The 16312-nt window shown below is 48.2% G+C and carries 14 protein-coding genes and 1 pseudogene; 4 read left to right on the forward strand and 11 right to left on the reverse strand.

Annotation, left to right across the window (positions count from 1 at the left end; genetic code table 11):
• Positions 1-344 precede the first annotated feature (344 nt).
• Positions 345-710, forward strand: coding sequence for a hypothetical protein (locus tag N685_RS0106045; RefSeq protein ID WP_031406720.1), 366 nt, complete (start codon positions 345-347; stop codon positions 708-710).
• A 73-nt stretch (positions 711-783) separates the two neighbouring features.
• Here the strand turns inward: N685_RS0106045 and tagU are convergent, their stop codons facing one another.
• The 3 genes from tagU to nagZ form a co-directional block, all read right to left on the reverse strand.
• Entirely contained in the window at positions 784-1722 is a 939-nt protein-coding gene (gene tagU / locus N685_RS0106050; RefSeq protein WP_031406722.1) for a polyisoprenyl-teichoic acid--peptidoglycan teichoic acid transferase TagU, read from the reverse strand.
• Positions 1723-2191: 469 nt separating this feature from the next.
• Positions 2192-2644 carry an N-acetyltransferase gene (locus N685_RS0106055; protein WP_031406724.1) on the reverse strand — a complete coding sequence of 151 codons (453 nt, stop codon included), beginning with the start codon at positions 2642-2644 and terminating at the stop codon, positions 2192-2194.
• Positions 2645-3035: 391 nt separating this feature from the next.
• Positions 3036-4088: a beta-N-acetylhexosaminidase gene (gene nagZ / locus N685_RS0106065; RefSeq protein ID WP_237746875.1), complete on the reverse strand. Its 1053-nt coding sequence runs from the start codon at positions 4086-4088 to the stop codon at positions 3036-3038.
• 655 nt (positions 4089-4743) lie between these two features.
• Here nagZ and N685_RS0106070 point away from each other — a divergent pair.
• Positions 4744-4941: a hypothetical protein gene (locus N685_RS0106070; RefSeq protein WP_162176093.1), complete on the forward strand. Its 198-nt coding sequence runs from the start codon at positions 4744-4746 to the stop codon at positions 4939-4941.
• Positions 4942-6150: 1209 nt separating this feature from the next.
• Here N685_RS0106070 and N685_RS0106080 read toward each other — a convergent pair.
• From N685_RS0106080 to N685_RS0106110, 7 genes and pseudogenes are all read right to left on the reverse strand, one after another.
• Positions 6151-7422, reverse strand: a complete 1272-nt coding sequence (locus N685_RS0106080) for an MFS transporter (protein WP_031406734.1) — start codon at positions 7420-7422, stop codon at positions 6151-6153.
• A gap of 113 nt (positions 7423-7535) precedes the next feature.
• Entirely contained in the window at positions 7536-8555 is a 1020-nt protein-coding gene (gene pdxA / locus N685_RS0106085; RefSeq protein WP_031406736.1) for a 4-hydroxythreonine-4-phosphate dehydrogenase PdxA, read from the reverse strand.
• The gene (locus tag N685_RS0106090) at positions 8539-9861 is read right to left on the reverse strand and encodes a four-carbon acid sugar kinase family protein (RefSeq protein WP_031406738.1); all 1323 of its coding nucleotides are present in this window, start codon (positions 9859-9861) and stop codon (positions 8539-8541) included. Before N685_RS0106090 ends, pdxA begins: the two co-directional genes overlap by 17 nt.
• Before the next feature lie 131 nt (positions 9862-9992).
• Positions 9993-10754 (reverse strand): DeoR/GlpR family DNA-binding transcription regulator, encoded by a 762-nt coding sequence (locus tag N685_RS0106095; RefSeq protein WP_031406739.1) that lies wholly within the window; start codon positions 10752-10754, stop codon positions 9993-9995.
• Positions 10755-11376: 622 nt separating this feature from the next.
• Positions 11377-11538 (reverse strand): annotated as a pseudogene (locus N685_RS19990) (transcriptional regulator); the annotation flags it as partial.
• A gap of 263 nt (positions 11539-11801) precedes the next feature.
• Complete coding sequence (locus N685_RS0106105; RefSeq protein ID WP_031406741.1) at positions 11802-12299, reverse strand: L,D-transpeptidase family protein; 498 nt, start codon at positions 12297-12299, stop codon at positions 11802-11804.
• Positions 12300-12386: 87 nt separating this feature from the next.
• Positions 12387-12860 (reverse strand): hypothetical protein, encoded by a 474-nt coding sequence (locus tag N685_RS0106110; RefSeq protein ID WP_031406743.1) that lies wholly within the window; start codon positions 12858-12860, stop codon positions 12387-12389.
• Between the two features lie 294 nt (positions 12861-13154).
• Between N685_RS0106110 and N685_RS0106115 the strand changes: the two genes are divergently transcribed.
• Together N685_RS0106115 and N685_RS0106130 are read left to right on the forward strand one after the other, a co-directional pair.
• Entirely contained in the window at positions 13155-14090 is a 936-nt protein-coding gene (locus N685_RS0106115; RefSeq protein WP_031406745.1) for a DMT family transporter, read from the forward strand.
• 183 nt (positions 14091-14273) lie between these two features.
• Entirely contained in the window at positions 14274-15167 is an 894-nt protein-coding gene (locus N685_RS0106130; RefSeq protein ID WP_031406746.1) for an Rpn family recombination-promoting nuclease/putative transposase, read from the forward strand.
• 60 nt (positions 15168-15227) lie between these two features.
• Here N685_RS0106130 and N685_RS0106135 read toward each other — a convergent pair whose 3' ends face one another.
• Positions 15228-16241, reverse strand: coding sequence for a substrate-binding domain-containing protein (locus N685_RS0106135; RefSeq protein WP_031406748.1), 1014 nt, complete (start codon positions 16239-16241; stop codon positions 15228-15230).
• Positions 16242-16312: the final 71 nt, after the last annotated feature.

The raw sequence follows: 16312 nt of genomic DNA on the forward strand, positions 1-16312 counted from the left end.
AAACGCGTTCCCTCTGGGGCGCGTTTTCTTTTTCGGTTCTTCACCAGAAGTTGTGCTTGATTTTTTCAGAACGGGCTCTACTTACGCTTGTGAGAAAAAGTCAGTAAATCAATGGCTTTGGAACATCCTTGTTCAGGAAACCATATCGCTTGTCAAGTGCAGGCTGCAGTGATGAACCTCTTTTCTTCCCAGCCGCCATTTGCGTTCCTTTTGCGGGCGGTGCCCCAAGATGGAAAACGATTGACGCTTCCGTCCACCATGCATGAAACGCACGGTTCTGGGCAAGATAAGCAAGGACCGGTCTTACATAAGGTCACCACAACCAATAGAAAGGAGCAGATAGGATGAAGAAAAAAGCGTTGCTGATCCGGCTGTTCAGCGCCCTTGTCGCCCTCTTTTTGGCGGCTGGATGCAATATGAACCGCGACAACAACCCACCGCCGCCAAACAACCAAAACGATGTCAACGACCAAGACATGAATCCGGCTGATGACATCAACCAAAACGATAACGTCGACAACGACAAAGACAACGACGGCATCCCGGACACACGCGATACCGATTTGAACGACAACCAAAACAATCAACTCCCGCCGGGAGACGACACGAACAACGGACCGGGCGACGATGAGCGGGACAGAGTGCCGGACCGCGAAGACCCGATTGAAGATCCGCGGGATGCGAATGACAAGGACAATAAAGACGAGTAGAGCAAAACAAGGATGCCCAAAAAGGGATGATGTAAAAAAGCCTCCCTTTTTGGAGCATCCCTGTTTCGTTTATTTATTTCACTGCTGTTGCCTTCAGCTCAAGATGTTCTTTTAACTCATTCGAAACGGCCAACCGTTCGCTTTCCGGCACGATTAAGTAATAGATGCCATGAATTTTTGTCCCTTGGCCGGTAATGTGCAGTTGCTTAATGTGTTTGCGAGCATCTTTGTAGTTCGCCTGAATCTCTTTCATTTCCTCAAACGTTAAGTTTGTTTTGATGTTCTTCCCGATCGCCGCGAGTACATCGCTGTAGTTCGTGAGCGACGAGAAACTTGCCCCTTTTTCAATAATGGCTTGAATGATTTGTTTCTGGCGGTCTTGGCGCCCGAAATCGCCGCGTGGGTCCTCTTTCCGCATGCGCGAATATTTCAGCGCTTCGTCTCCGTTTAGCGTAATTTCCCCTTTCGGAAAGTACGTGCCTTCATATGTAAAGGCAAACGGGTTGTTCACCGTCACTCCGCCGACCGCATTGACGATATCGCGGAAGCTTTCCATGTTGACTTTAATGTAATAGTCGATCGGGATATCCAAGAAATGCTCGACCGTCGCCATCGTCATCTCGACTCCGCCAAAGGCGTACGAGTGGTTGATTTTGTCCTTGATGCCTTTCCCGACGATCTCCGTCCTTGTATCGCGCGGGACGCTGACCATCTCAATCGATTGTTTGTTTGGATTGACCGTCATGACGATGAGTGTATCCGCACGTCCCTTATCTCCTTTCCGCTCATCGACGCCAATCAACAAGATCGAAATTGGCGTCCTTCGTTCGAATGATACATCCTCTTGCCGTTTTTCCGATTTCCAGTTGATGTCCTCGTGCATTTGGTTCGCCGTCTGTTTCACATGATGGTAAATCGAATAAGCGAATATTCCTGCTCCTATGAGCAACACTATGCATATTCCCAGCAACCATCGAAGCCATTTTTTCTTTTTTCGGCGCTTTGTCCTCATCGACACTCTTCCTTTATAGAATTTTCAATTGTATCAACTCGATTATAGAATGTTTGTTATAAGAAAACAACCGGAAGCAGTGAGCGGCTTCTATCCAATCTCCCCAGCTGTAGGTTTTATCCCTAAATGGGAAGTATCCTTCAAAGTTTAGTGGGGTCATGGAGAGCGGATAAACATTTATAGAGGGTTCATTGAAAAGGATGATTAGGGGTACATGCAGAGGTCATCAGTAGGAAAGATGGCTCCGTAGAAGGGCGGTTGTTTCATCCTCTCAAGCCGAGAAGGTCTCCGCTTCTCAACATGAGTGGAAGGGAGACGGGAATCGGCGTCCTCATCATCGATGTTCTCCCTGCGCCGCCTGCAGGCGGGATTGTTTGGAAAGAGATGATCCATTCCCCGCCTGCCGCAGGGCGGGGGCTTCGAAAGAAAAATCTCCCACCTCTCCGCGGTTGCGCAGGCGGGAGAAGGATCAAAGGTATTTAATCATGGCCGTTTCATCGCAACAGTCGAGCTTCGGGCAATTGACACAGTCAATCCATACTTTTTCAGGCAACGTTGCTTTTTCAGCGATTTCAAACCCACATTTTTTAAAAAACTCGATTTGGTATGTGAAGGAGATTAATCGTTTTACTCCGAGTCGGACTGCCTCGTTCGTAATATGGTCAACGAGCATGCGGCCGATTCCTTTTCCCATATGATCAGGGGATACGACTAACGAACGGACCTCCCCGAGATCGTGCCCCAAGATATGTAATCCTCCTACTCCAACGATTTGCTTGTTCTCCTTTGCCACATACATGCATTGCAAGTGCTGATAGATCGATAATAACGAGCGGGGCAACACCAATCCCTTTTCCGCAAAGTGTTGAATTAACGCATGGATTTCTTTTACATCGCTCGTGACGGCATGGTCAATGTGCATTGGGCTCCCTCACTATCGTATGATCATAGATTCTTTTTTATAAATATACGATATTTTGTGTTTATATGCAATTGTTAATTTTTCGGCCGAGACGTCCTGGTTTGTGCCCGATGTCTTACGAGCGAGCCCTAAGAGGAATTGCCGTGTTTTGCTGTGGCTCGAGCGGGTATGAAGTTTCCTTATCTCTTTTTCATTGCCGATCCTCTTTTTGGATATCTTCCAATCCTTTTTTGTGGCACTGTTCACTTCTTTTTCATTTTTCTTAGGCATTATCCCGCTTAGATCATTCGATGAAAGTTTGTGGTAAAAGCAAAAGAAGAATCCCCCACCTTTTTCGTTTCGTGCAGGTGGAGGATGGTTCATGTGTTTCACGGTGGATCAACGAGAGCGGTTATTTTCCTACCACTTGTTTCGCTTTCGCGGGATCGACATAAACGTTTTCGACGGAAGGGAATTGGGACAGTTTATAGGCTAAAATCTTTCTCACGGATTTGTTGATTCGTTCTTCTGACAGTTTTCCGTTTTGGACGGCGTCCCATATGCCGTCGATCACTTCTTTTTGGTGGTCAAACGTGTGGCAGACAAGCAATAAGTCAGCGCCAGCCGCTATGGCGCGATAACCGAGTTCCCGATAGGTGAAATACTTGCTTACCGCTCCCATCTCCAAATCGTCTGTCACGACAATGCCTTCATAGCCTAATTTCTCCCGCAGCAATTGTTGAATAATCGCAGAGGAAAGGCTGGCTGGATGTTCTTTGTCGTATACCGGGTATTTAATATGTGTGACCATTACAAAGAAACGGTCATGGTTGATGTTTTTGATGATTTGTCGAAATGGAAGAATGTCTTTGTTTTCAAGATCCTCCATCCCGGCTTCAATGGAAGAGGTGTCATGGTGCGGATCAACTTGGCTGCGCCCGTTTCCCGGAAAGTGTTTCAAAACAGCCGTCACACCCGCATCAGTCAGTCCTGCCACCACTTGTTGCCCCAACCGTCCTGCCAACACAGGGTCTTCCCCAAACGAACGGCTGTCAGTCGCAGAGAGATCAAGCACTGGCGCGAAGTTGATTTGAATGCCCATCGCGGCCAGTTCGGTTCCCGTTCGGTGGGCGATTTGATACACTTTGGCATCGTCTTTGCTTTGGCCAAGCTGCTGTTGGGAAGGGATTGGGGAAACGTATTGCCGCATTCGGACAATCTTTCCGCCTTCCTGGTCAACGCTAAAGACGAGCGGGATTTTGAATCGGTTTTCCAAGGCCACTCGCTGCAAATCATTCGTCAAGGTGGCGACTTGTTCCGGTGTTTTCATATTGCGATCGTATAAAATGGCCCCGCCCACATGATAGTGGCGAATCATTCGTTTCACGTTTTCATCAGGCTCGGTCGATGGAAATCCGACCATGACCAGTTGGCCAATTTTCTCTCGAAGGCTCATTGTCTTCATGATACGATCAATTTTTTCGTTTTGATCAGACGACGGCTCAAAAAAGGTGATGCTTGTTTGGTGGGATGAGCCGTTTTCGTTTGGTTGCGTCTGTTGGCCGTCTGGTTCTGCCGGTTCGTTTGCTTGCGGCTGTTGACTGTTCCCGTTGTTTCGTTTTTCAGAGTTGCTGCTCGGGGAAACCGTCTTTGAGTCATATAGTTCTTGGTTGACTAAAGCATAAGCAGACAAGCATAGAGCGACAGAAAGTAGAGAAAATAAGAGAATGGATGTCGGTGAGATTTGCCTTTTTGCCCTTCTTCGAGAACTTCTGGAATGCTTCATTGTTTTTCACCCAGTCCAATTTTTACTATTCGCTTCGCCAAGCACTCAACGTCCATTTTCCTTCAAGACATGCTAGTATATCCGCCTCATCTTCGTTGCCAGTGAAGGATGTTGGTTCAATATATGAGATATTTCTAATAGTAATAACGTCGATTGTATTCCATTCGTTTCTATATACATGCTCATTAAAATTGAAAAGTTAACCTTCGCCTAAGTAGTACCTGCCCGGTGATACTGTTCCTAAGGAAAGCGATCGGAATCAGACATGAAACAGCTCAAAATCATCCATGACCGCGGGTGGCCGTCTCAGACATTTCACAAGCAGGGACGGGAGATGAAAAATGTCCATCTTCGCCAGTGTGTGGTGGTGACTCGTCTTGTCATGGAAAGTTATGATGGTGAGAGAGTTCTTGCGGAAGGAGGGACCGTGTTTTCGCTTTATTTTTCTTCCCCTGTATTCACCGCAATTAAATTTGATTTAACGCTTGTGGGGGAAGATACCATCATGGCCGATGTGTTTCCCAACGATTGAAATGATATCGTCTAAGCCATTACCCAGTTTGTGAACGATATCCATGAACGCCTGGGAGAAGTGCCGAAACGCCTAGGGTGGTACAGCGAGAAGTTCACTTTTCAAGGTGCGTCTATATCATACTGCGGTTCTTTCGCCCAACCATCCAGTGCAATCAGGTGTGGGCGGCGAGTGAGATTTGTGGAGGCGATGGCGCAAAACGGTGCGGGGGTGGAAGGTGGTGCTGCCAGTTGGAAGGTTATCGATGGGGGAAGTTGGTTGTTACGAATATGCCTTGGAGCAAACAGCGCGGAAAGATGATGAGGTAAGGCTTAATGAAACAAGAAGAACAGATGCAATGGCTGCTATATACATGCAACATGAAGAGTTAACCTCTCCGTTATCCTGCACACCCTAAGCGCTGCATCATTTCCTCCAAAGATCCTGTAGGCTCAACCTGCAAGCTGAGCCATGGGAGAGGAAGCTCGTTGCAGGAGAAGCCAAATGTTAATTTTTCAATGAGCATGTATATAGAAAGTAGACACGTCGAGATCGAATGTTTAAAGAAATTGTGAAAAGTCTCAGTTATACAAAAGAGAAATTGTTAGCGATCATCATCAACCCTAGGAGACCGGTGATTAAATCGTGCATACCGCTTCCCGGCATCGTTTCTCAAATAGAAAAACCTTGCAACACTGCGCACATTCACTCATCGATCAAGGGAAACCGCTGTTTTTCAACAGCCTTCTAGACATTACAACGAAGAGACGATTGAAAAAGCATGGGATCATTTGAAAATGATCGACGAAGGGCTGTTGGAGAGAAATGACGGGATCCTTTCATCGAAGCTCCACCATTTGCTGATCGAGATCCAGAAGGAATTAAAAAAGATGGAGAAGTTGCAGGGGGGGACGGGAGCGGGCGCTATCCCGAGATCAAGGGGATGGGGAATGAGGAGGTGGCTTCGGTTAGAAGACCGGTGAAAAACAGCACTCTCTTCACCCCATTGTTCTTCACCGGAGTAAAGAGCTGAGTCCGTGGAGCTTCTCGAATGGAGGAAAACGTTGTTGAGGCACATTTTTCGTTAAATCAACGGCTTTCCAGAGAATTTCAGTGAGAAAACAGGCGGCCTCCTACCCCTGTTGCATAAGGGATGGAGGCTATAAAGCGGATGGGAGTTGCGTATGACCTTTCCTTTATCCTCTTTCTAAACTCGTAGTCAGGTGTCTATCAGTTTGAATTTACTGTTTTTGGATTGCTAGTGGGGACAGTAGATATTTCTTTTTTGGGTATTGCTTTTCCTAAAAGTAGAGTGGAAACTCCTGCCAAGGCAAGTGACAGGGCTAAGAAATAAAAGCCGGCATGGTAGTTTCCTGTTAAGTCTTTAAGTACGCCAAAAAATTTTGGTCCGTTGTAGCCGCCAAGGTTGCCTATGGCATTCTGCAAGCCCATGGCTGCACCAGCTACTTCAGCAGGGATGATGGCCGTTGGGATTGCCCAAAGTGGCCCATATGGTGCATACACACCGATCGCTGTGATTGATAAGAGAATCATTTTTAATACAGGTGTTTCTACAAACTGCCCAATGACCATGGTACAAGCTGCTATAAATAGAGGAATGACGACGTGTTGGATACGGTTCATACGACGGTCTGACCAAGAGGAGTTAACTATCATTCCGATGAGAGCACATGTAAACGGAATGGCCGTCAACCACCCCATGACAGAAGGATCATTGGTAAATTCGCTCACCACACTGGGGACCCACATTGTATAACCGTAAAATCCAGTCATCCATAAGAAATACATCATGACGAGACCCCAAACGGATTTGTTTTTAAATGCTGCTGCATATCCTTCCGATTTTGAAGATTGGCTTTGTTCGGCAGTTAGCAATTGCAGCAACTGATGCTTTTCCTTTTCACCCATCCATTCAGCTTCGACCGGCTTATCTTTAATCATGGCATACCATACAAACGCCCAAGCAATAGGCGGGATGCCTTCCAGAATGAGCACTGTTTTCCAGCTGAGATGATGCAACAACATACCTGTTATGGGCGCCATGAGGATGGCCGAAACGGGAAGACAAGCCATCCAAAATGCGTTAGCTCTTGCTCGTTCTTGAAGAGTGAACCAGTTGGCAAGTAAGACAAGAACAGCCGGCCAAACCCCTCCCTCGGCAACGCCTAGCAAGAATCTCACTAATTTTAACTGTCCTTCTGTCTGGACAAAACCAGAGGCCATAGCTGCCAATCCCCAAAGGATCATTAGAATAAAGATAAACTTTTTGGCTGACCACTTGGTGGCTAAGACTCCGCCAGGGATTTGCAACAATAAATAGCCAATAAAGAAGATGCCGGCGATGTCTCCAGCAGCTGAAGCCGAAATGTTCAAATCCTTTTGGATGTAGGGCATTAAAACTCCTATATTAATGCGGTCCATGTAAGCAAGCATGTACATAACAAAAGCGACAGGAATGATTCGCAACCATTTTGATTTCATAGCAGTTCCCCCAGTTCTATAAAGCGATAGGTTTTCAAGTAATCGTTTCCAAATTTATATATGGAAGCATCGAACAGAATCACTGTCCGACGGCTTCGAGGTCTTTGAGAAATTTATACGGTTTGCAAAGAATGGAACTTTCCAGCATACTTTGCGGCCACTTTGATGCACTCTTCCATGCTGACACTGCTTGCTATTCCTTTTCCAGCGATGTCGAAGGCGGTTCCATGGTCAACCGATGTACGCAAAAATGGTAGCCCATTTGTAATTGAAATGGTTCTTTCAAAATCCGCCATCTTTGCGGCGATATGCCCTTGATCATGGTAAAGGGACAATACAGCGTCGTAACGGCCATTTAAAGCATGATGAAACACCGAATCAGCAGGAACAGGGCCAACTGCATGAATTCCTTTTTCTTGTGCCATTTGGATGCCTGGAAGAATCTCGTCAATTTCTTCTCTTCCAAACAGCCCGTTTTCTCCACCATGTGGGTTTAATGCGGCAACAGCGATTTTACGACTTTCCACCCCAAGACGCCGCAGGGCTTGGTCGCAACGAATTAAATAGTCACAAACTCTTTCTTTCGTCATTGCGGCGATGGCATCTTTTAAGGACAAATGTCTTGTTAAGAAGAAAATACGCATATTTCTTACCTCAAACATTGTCAACGGATCGTTGGTATTGGTCAAAGCAGCTAAGATTTCCGTATGTCCGATAAATGGAATATTGGCGGCCTTCAATGACTCTTTATTGATCGGCGTTGTTGCCAAGGCCGATACTTTTCTGTCTAATGCCAAATGAACAGCTGTTTCAATATACTCATAGGCTGCCTTGCCGCATTGTGCTTGGACTTTTCCCATTTCAAGAGTGTCTATGTTTACGTTGTTTAACGAAATGACATCGATCGTGCCGTGTTCGTATTTACCCTCCGAAGGGTCTTTGATCTCATTTATGTTCAATGAGATATGAGTGATTCCCATTGCTCTTTTCAACACTTCATTGTGACCAATAACAAGAGGATGACAAACCTCATAGATTTTTTGATTGCTCAGGGCTTTCACGACAATCTCTGGCCCGATTCCTGCCGGATCTCCCATTGGAATTGCAATAATAGGCTTAATGTGCACTGACATGTTTCCCACTCCTTTGGCTGTGAATCTTCATTTGCAAAAAGCGCAGGCTTTTGTAGATGGAACGTTGATCGCCGACCATTCCTCCTTTTGTGACTACAGGGAGTCCATCCAAGTATCCCCCCGAAAAGTATCCGAATGAGGTCAGCGGAAGAACTTCGTCTTCAATTTCAATACCGTTAGCCCTTCCTACGGCGCAAAGAGATGCCGTAACATCCCCACCGCTTGTGAAGCATCCACAAATTGGGTATTTGGAATTTTCAATGATTTTTCGGCCGATGACAGCAAGGCCGTCTGTGATTCGTTTGGCCAGAGCATCTTCGGATACTTGCTCAACAGCAGACAGCGCTTTCAAATCGATTAGACTGTTGGCGGGGTGATGAGTTGTAACGATCAAAATATTTTCCGTTTCGAGTCGCTCTAGGCCAACGGCTGTTGCGCGTTCTACTTCCTCGTTCCAGCTGTTTGAGAAGCTTGCCAGTTTTTCTGGATTGACGTATACGGGGTTAGCATTTGTTTTAGCTAACAGATAATGAAGTTGACGACCGGTCAAGGGAGTCACGCTTCCAATGACCATTAGTATTTTATCTGCATGAAGTTGCTGGTGAAAGTATAATCTTGCATAATATGCTGTTAAAGGGCCAGGATCAACTGGGACGATAATTTTTTCTTTGATTTTCGTCATCGCAAAGGCAATCGTTTCAATATGTTCGTCATTGACGGCATCGATCACGATAATTCGGTTTCCGTGTTCGATTTTCTCTCTGAGTTGCTGTGCGATGGATTCTGCGCCGTAGAGAACTGTGTCGAGCCCTATCAGTGCGACGGAGTGCATACTTTGTTGCTGAATGAGGGCAGGAATGAACGACTGATAAACAGGCATCAACGGATCTTTAGCTACGTCTGTTTCTTGAACAGGTACACCGTCAACGAGCAAATACCCACCGGTTGTCATCCTTCCCGAGTCAGGAAAAGAAGGGACGACAATGGCTACAGAATGATCACCGAGTTCGCGCAAAACGGTGTCAATTTCGATTCCGATGTTGCCGCGGACAGTACTGTCGATCCGTTTACAAACGATCTCAACATTCCATTGTTTGAAGTAGCTGACCGCTTGACGCACACGATCTTCGGCAATTTCCCGCGGAGAATAGCGGCTATCGGTGTCAATGCAGACGGCATCGTACTTTTCGATGTCGGTTAATGAGGCATTTCTGACAAAGGTTGCCGTTTTGAATCCTTGTTTGGCCAATCTTACGCCTGTTGCATTAGCACCGGTCAGATCATCGGCAATAACCCCGATTTTCATGATGATTGTCTCCCCTCCCGTCTACGGAAATCGTTGATATTACAACTGGTTGAATCACCTCCTTAAGCACTTCCTGTTACTCTGGAGCGGTATGGGATGCCGGTAGGCAAATACTTGTTATTGAAACTTACTTATGGGTGAACAATGATTATGTTGGTATGCTCGCTATATTGATGTTGGTCTTCTTCATTCAATCCATCGTCAGTAATAATTCCTTCCAACTCTGAGAGTGGACAAACAAGAGAAAACGCTTTTTGATTAAATTTGCTTGAGTCAGCAAGCAACCAAGTTGTTTCAGCCGCCTGTATCATCAGTTTTTTGATTAACGATTTTTCGAATGTAGGTGCTGTGACGCCGGAGATGATATCGACCGCGTGGGCTCCCAGAAAGAAGAGATCTGCCTGAATGTTTTTAAGTAGTTCCTGGGTTGGCCATCCATACAATGTGCCGACTTGGTTTTGAAGCTCCCCACCCGTTACGATCACCTTTAATTGACTTTCCATGAGTTCAGCGGCAATTTTAATATCATTGGTGACTACTGTTAAGTCTTCTCGGTCTTTGATCAGCTTAGCGACTTCAAAAGTGGTTGTCCCGGAGTCCAAGATGATATTGGCATTTTCAGGGATGAACTCAACGGCCTTACGGGCAATGGCTTGTTTCCACTTCATATTCTTTTCCTTTTTTGTTGAGTAAGGTGTTTCTTGAATCAGTGCCCGTGAATGAATGGCTCCGCCGTGTGTCCGGACGATCTTTCCTTGTCTTTCTAGAAGGGCCAAATCTCTTCGAATGGTCATGGTTGATACGTTTAATTGCTGTGATAGCTCTTCAATGTCGACTTTGCCTTGAGTGATTAATTGCTTTTCAATCCATTCACGTCGTTCTTTGGGCAACATGTACATTCATCCTTTGATCGTTTTGTTCTAATTTAACATGTTGTTGTTATTTTGTAACAATATTTTATTTCTTTTTGTTCGTTTTTGTCAATCAATAAGTGTAAAAATTTTTTGTCATTTTAGGTCACCTCGTTTGGGAGGTGCTAGTGGGTGTAGGGTGTCTCACCGATAGGAGTCATCAGTTTTCATCAAGTTCCTTGGGAATACCCGTTGTGTTTAGAAGGCCGGTGATTTAAGAGAGTATGCCGATTTCCAGCATCATTTCTCAAGTAGAAAAACCCTGTAGCATCGGTATTGCTTTTCACATGTTCACCCATCGATCAAGGGAAACAACTGTTTTTCACCGGCCTTTTGGGCGTAATGAAATTAAGATTGTTTTTGATTCACTGGTGGACGGAGAAAGTGGAGCGTCACGAAGAGACGAAACGTCGCCCTTATTGGTGGTTGGCGGAGGAAGCCCATCGGTAATAGGCAAGTGGAGAGAGAAGTTGGCGCACTTTGAAGTGCGCCCGTTTTTGCGGACACGAACTGAAGACCAAGTCCGGTTGCTGCTTGTTCTACACGCAAGAACCGTGCGGATTGCCTGTGAGGAAAAGGGACAAACGGTTGTGACTCTTTGGCGCTATTGGATCGGCGACGGATCGTTGTCCATTGCCCTAGAGATGTCGGCAACTTCGGCGGCGGTCAGCCCGGTTCGTTTCGCCACTTCGTGAATGGTCAAGACATTGAGGAGGTTTTTGGCGATTGCAAAGGCCTTTTGTTTTACCGCTAGTTCTTTTTCTTGGTTCTTCACCGCTTAAACAAAATGTCCTTGGTGTGGAGGGAAATCCCGCCCCCCATCGTCTCAACTTCACTTGTTTACCGTCTGTTCGATTGGTTGTGATCTTCCGCCCGAACGGAACCGCGTTGTCCGTTCGGGATCAACGGCCGTCGTCCTGAAAATCGAAGATGGTCCAAAAAGGATTTCTTTCGCAGACCGAATGGTTTCTCTTCAGCGGATGCTTGGTCAACCAGGCTGTCATAACGAATGACGATTGGTTTTAATCCTCACGGCCGAATGAACACTTCCGTTCCGTTCGGGACGATCGAGGCGAGTTCGAGCACGTCTTTGTTGTGCATACGGATGCAGCCTTTGGATACGTATTTGCCGATTGAGGACGGGTTGTTCGTGCCGTGGATGCCGTAATGGATTTTCGATAAGCTGAGCCACATCGCGCCGAACGGTCCGCCAGGGTTTGGCTGGCGGTTGACGATGACAAAGTCGCCGACGGGGGTGGCGGTGACCATTTTGCCGACGCCGATTGGGTAGGTGCGGATCGTTCGTCCTCGATACTTTAAGGTGAGTTGCCGGCGGCTGATCGATACATGGATCGTATACGGAATCGAGCCTTTGGCCGGAAGGTGAGGGATGAGGATCGCTTGGCCGGGAACGATGACGGACGAGGCGGTAAGGCCGTTGGCGCGAAGCAGCGCCGCGACGGACGTGCGGTAGTCTCTGGCGATGGATGCGATCGTTTCCCCGCGTTTGACGATATGTTGATACATTTCCATTTCACTCCTTTCTCGCTCGATGGAGAAGTGCCATGATAGCAGTTAATCAGGAACTACGATGGTTGCTTCATTTGGCAAGATTTATAAATCGTAAGAAAATACGATGCCCCATTTCCCATTCTTCTTCGCGACAAACACGTCTTGATGGAGTTCAAACACACCAAAAACGCTATGAAACGTCTGAATGACGCGGATGCGGTAGACGTCTTGGAACGGTTTTTGTTTGTCTGACATCGACCAAGAAGACAAGTGTTCCACTTCGTCAAGGCGGTATTCGAACGTCTCCACGCCGAAGTCTTGCATAAAGACGTGGGCGCGGCGCTGGATGTAGACGTCTTTTGGGAATTTCGTTTTCATGAGCGGGTGAAACAGCTCCCAAGAGCTGCCGAAGTCCCCTGCCTGTTCGTAGCGGTAAAACGTGTCAACGATTTCTTTTGCCTCGTTCCGTTCGCTCGAAAGAAACAGAGACAAGATCGCCACCAACACGGCGACGGCAGTGAGAACCCCCGCCCAGGTCTTGGATCGGATCGTCTTTTGGCGGTAGCGTGGGAACATGGAGTCTCCTCCCCTCTCTGTTATACGATATGCACGATGGGCGGCGGATATGGGCGGGGAAAAGGGGAAGCGCCATGGCCTGTGCCGCAGGATAGACATACGGCCGCATGTTTTAGTTAAAACATTTATCAGAGTGTAGTAAAATGGATGGCAGGAGTGGTCGGAAATGATGCACGGGCGTGAGAAACGGCGGTTGGTCTGATTGGGAAGCAGGCGGAAAGGCGGAGCGGTTAGAGCTCCGTTTTTCCTTTGGCGTTCCGCGGAACATCGAACAGGCAGGAGAGGTAGGGTGCGATGAGGAAATCATTCATTTATGCGCTGCTGGTTGGGATCATGGTTGCTTGGGGATTGAACGTGACGGCGTTGAAAATTCTTGTGGAGCATTTTTCCCCGGTGACCTTGACGGCGTTTAGGATTTTCACGGCGGGGTTGGTTGTGCTTTTGTTTTTATGGGGGATCGGGCGGCTTGAAAAAATCGGCTGGAACGAAGCAAAACAGATCGGTTTAGCCGCCATGTTTAGTGTCGTCGCTCACCACTTTTTTCTTGCGTTGGGCCTGAGGAACACAACGGCGGTGAATGCGGGCCTTGTTTTAGGGCTCGTGCCGCTGGTGACGGCGCTGTTGGCGATCGTGTTTTTAGGCCAGCGGCCGACGTCGTTTCGGTTGCTCGGCATCGCGCTTGGGTTTTTTGGCGTCGTGTTTGTCGTCGCGAACGGCGACGGCGGCCTCGGCCATTTGTCAATCGGGGATGTGTACGTCTTTTTGGCTGTCTTGGCGCAAGGAATCAGCTTCATTCTGATCAAAAAGGCGACGGTTGAGGCGCGGGTGATGACAGGGTGGATGCTTGTCTTTGGGTCGCTTTGGCTGTTTGTCCTAAGTTTCGCGCTTGAACCGCATGGCTTGTCGAGTTTGAAAACAGGCACGCTGCCGCTTTGGCTCATTTTCCTCGCTTCAGCGGTCGTGGCGACGGCGCTCGGCCATATGTTTTACAATCAGGCTGTGCAGCACCTCGGCCCGGCCGAGTCGGCGGTGTTCATCAACTTGAATCCGCTCTTTTCGCTGCTTGGGGCGCATTGGCTGCTTGGCGAGCCGATTTCATGGATGCAGCTGGCCGGTTTTCTCTTCATCGTCGCGGGCGTGATGCTCGGCAGCGGGGGGATGGATGACGTGATCGCCCGTTTCCGCCGGGCGAAAGTTGCGGCTGGGGGAAGGAAGGCGGGGCTGGGGTAGCGCGCTCCCCGCGTTGACGCCATGCGCGCAAGGAGGGAACGCTCGTGCTGCCAGGAGCAGATAGGGGTTTGGTGTTTGGCTGTCTCTTCTCGAAAAGGGACGGCCATTTTTTTACCATGGGCAGGATTTTGCCGGACGATGACGAAAAAGAGAATACGAAACGTATTCTTGTGAGGTGAATGTATGGCGATCGATCACGACCGGCTGTTCAAAGAGCTGTTGCAGACGTTTTTTGAGGAATTTGTGCTTCTCTTCTTCCCGGATATGCACGAGCATATTGATTTCAACCATTTGTCGTTTTTGTCCGAAGAGCTGTTTACGGATGTAACGGCTGGGGAGAAGTACCGGGTAGACTTGCTGGCGAAAACGAAGTTCAAAGGGGAAGACGGATGGATCATTGTTCATGTGGAAAACCAAGCGTACATCCAATCGTCGTTTCCCGAGCGAATGTTTCTTTATTTCAGCCGCTTGTTTGAAAAATACCGCGCTCCGGTCATTCCGATTGCCGTCTTCAGCTATGATGCCATCCGAGACGAACCCTCCTCGTTCACGCTCTCCTTTCCGTTTGGCGATGTGCTTGACTTTCGCTTTTTCCATGTGGAGTTGCGCAAGCAAAACTGGCGCCAATTCATCCGCACCGACAACCCGGTGGCGGCTGCGCTGCTTAGCAAAATGGGGTATACTGAAAGTGAACGAGTGGAACTGAAAAAGCAATTTTTGCGCATGTTGGTGCGTCTCGAGCTAGACGAGGCCAAACAGCGTCTGTTGATGGGTTTTTTTGAAACGTATGTGAAGCTGTCCGATGAAGAAGAACAACGGCTCCGAAGCGAGGTGGAACAAATGGAGGCGAAAGAAAAAGAACGCGTGCTGGAATTGATCATCTCATATGAGCAAAGGGGAAAAATTCAAGGACGGGAGGAAGGACGGGAAGAAGGGCGCAAAGAGGGAGCGGAGCAAGAAAAACGGCACATTGCGAAACGGATGCTGCGGAAAGGGTTTGATGCGCAAACGATTCACGAGCTGACCGGATTGTCTGTGGCGGAGATTGAGGAAATGAAACAAGGCGGCTCCAAGTGAATGGAAAGGAATCGCCGCACGCTGCTTGGCAAACAGGCGGGGCGAAAGGCCAGCCCCGCCCTAGCGCGTTGGTTTCGCTGCCGTTGATTCCCGTTTGATCAGTTTCGTAGACAATAGCACTTCCTGAAATGGTTCGTTCGGATGGTCCCCCCGCCATAGCAACAATTCCACCGCTCGTTTGCCGTAGCGCTTCAGGTCGATGTCGACGGTCGTGATTTTCGGCGTCGCGATTTGCGACAGCTGTCCGTTGTCGAAGCTGCAGACGGAAACGTCATCGGGCACTTTTAGCCCGTGTTGCTGCAGGCTGGTACTGACGAAAAAGCCAAGCCCGTCATTGACGCAAAACCAGGCGGTCGGCTGCCGCTTCAGTTCGCGGATGTAGCCTGCGATGACCGTTTCGTCCTCTTGCGCCTGACAGAACATCCACTCCTCGTTCGGTTTCACTCCATAGTCTTTCAGCGCCAATAAGTACCCTTCATACCGCTCTTGATAGCTTGGCGAATAGTTGACGTCGCCGACAAACGCAATGTCGGTATGGTTGAGCTCCAACAAATGTTGGACGGCCACATACGCCCCGAACCGATTGTTGGTCAGCACCGCGTCAGCGGAAATGTTCGGGTGGTGATGGTCGACCAGGACGGTCGGGATGCCAGTGGCGACGATTTGTTGAATGTACTCGGTGCTGATGTGAGAAAGGACGATGATGCCGTCCACGACCTTTTCTTCGATGAACGAAGGCAGCAGGAGTTGCTGTTTTTGTTGTTCATTGACCGATTGGATGTGCAGCCTCATGCCGTGTGATAGTGCTTCCTGTTCAATGCTTAAGTAGATTTCACCAAAAAATTTCAGCGAAAACGTGCGGTCCGAGGCGATGAGGGCGATTTGCTTCGACGGTTTGCCGCGCGACTTCGCGCGGGAGGCGGGATATTCATATCCCATTTCTTTGGCTACACGCTTCACAAGCTCCCTCGTTTCTTCGCTGACCCCTTCTTTGCCGCGCAGCGCTTGAGAGACCGAGTTTTTGGAAATGTTCAGCCGATCGGCGATGTCTTGCATGGTGATGCGTTTTTTCATTCGTTACCTCCACTGATTCGCTATTTTTGCCCTTCGGTGATTTGAGGCGTCGACAAGGACGGCCGTTATGG

Origin of the sequence: Geobacillus vulcani PSS1, assembly GCF_000733845.1 — a bacterium.
GTDB lineage: Bacteria > Bacillota > Bacilli > Bacillales > Anoxybacillaceae > Geobacillus > Geobacillus vulcani.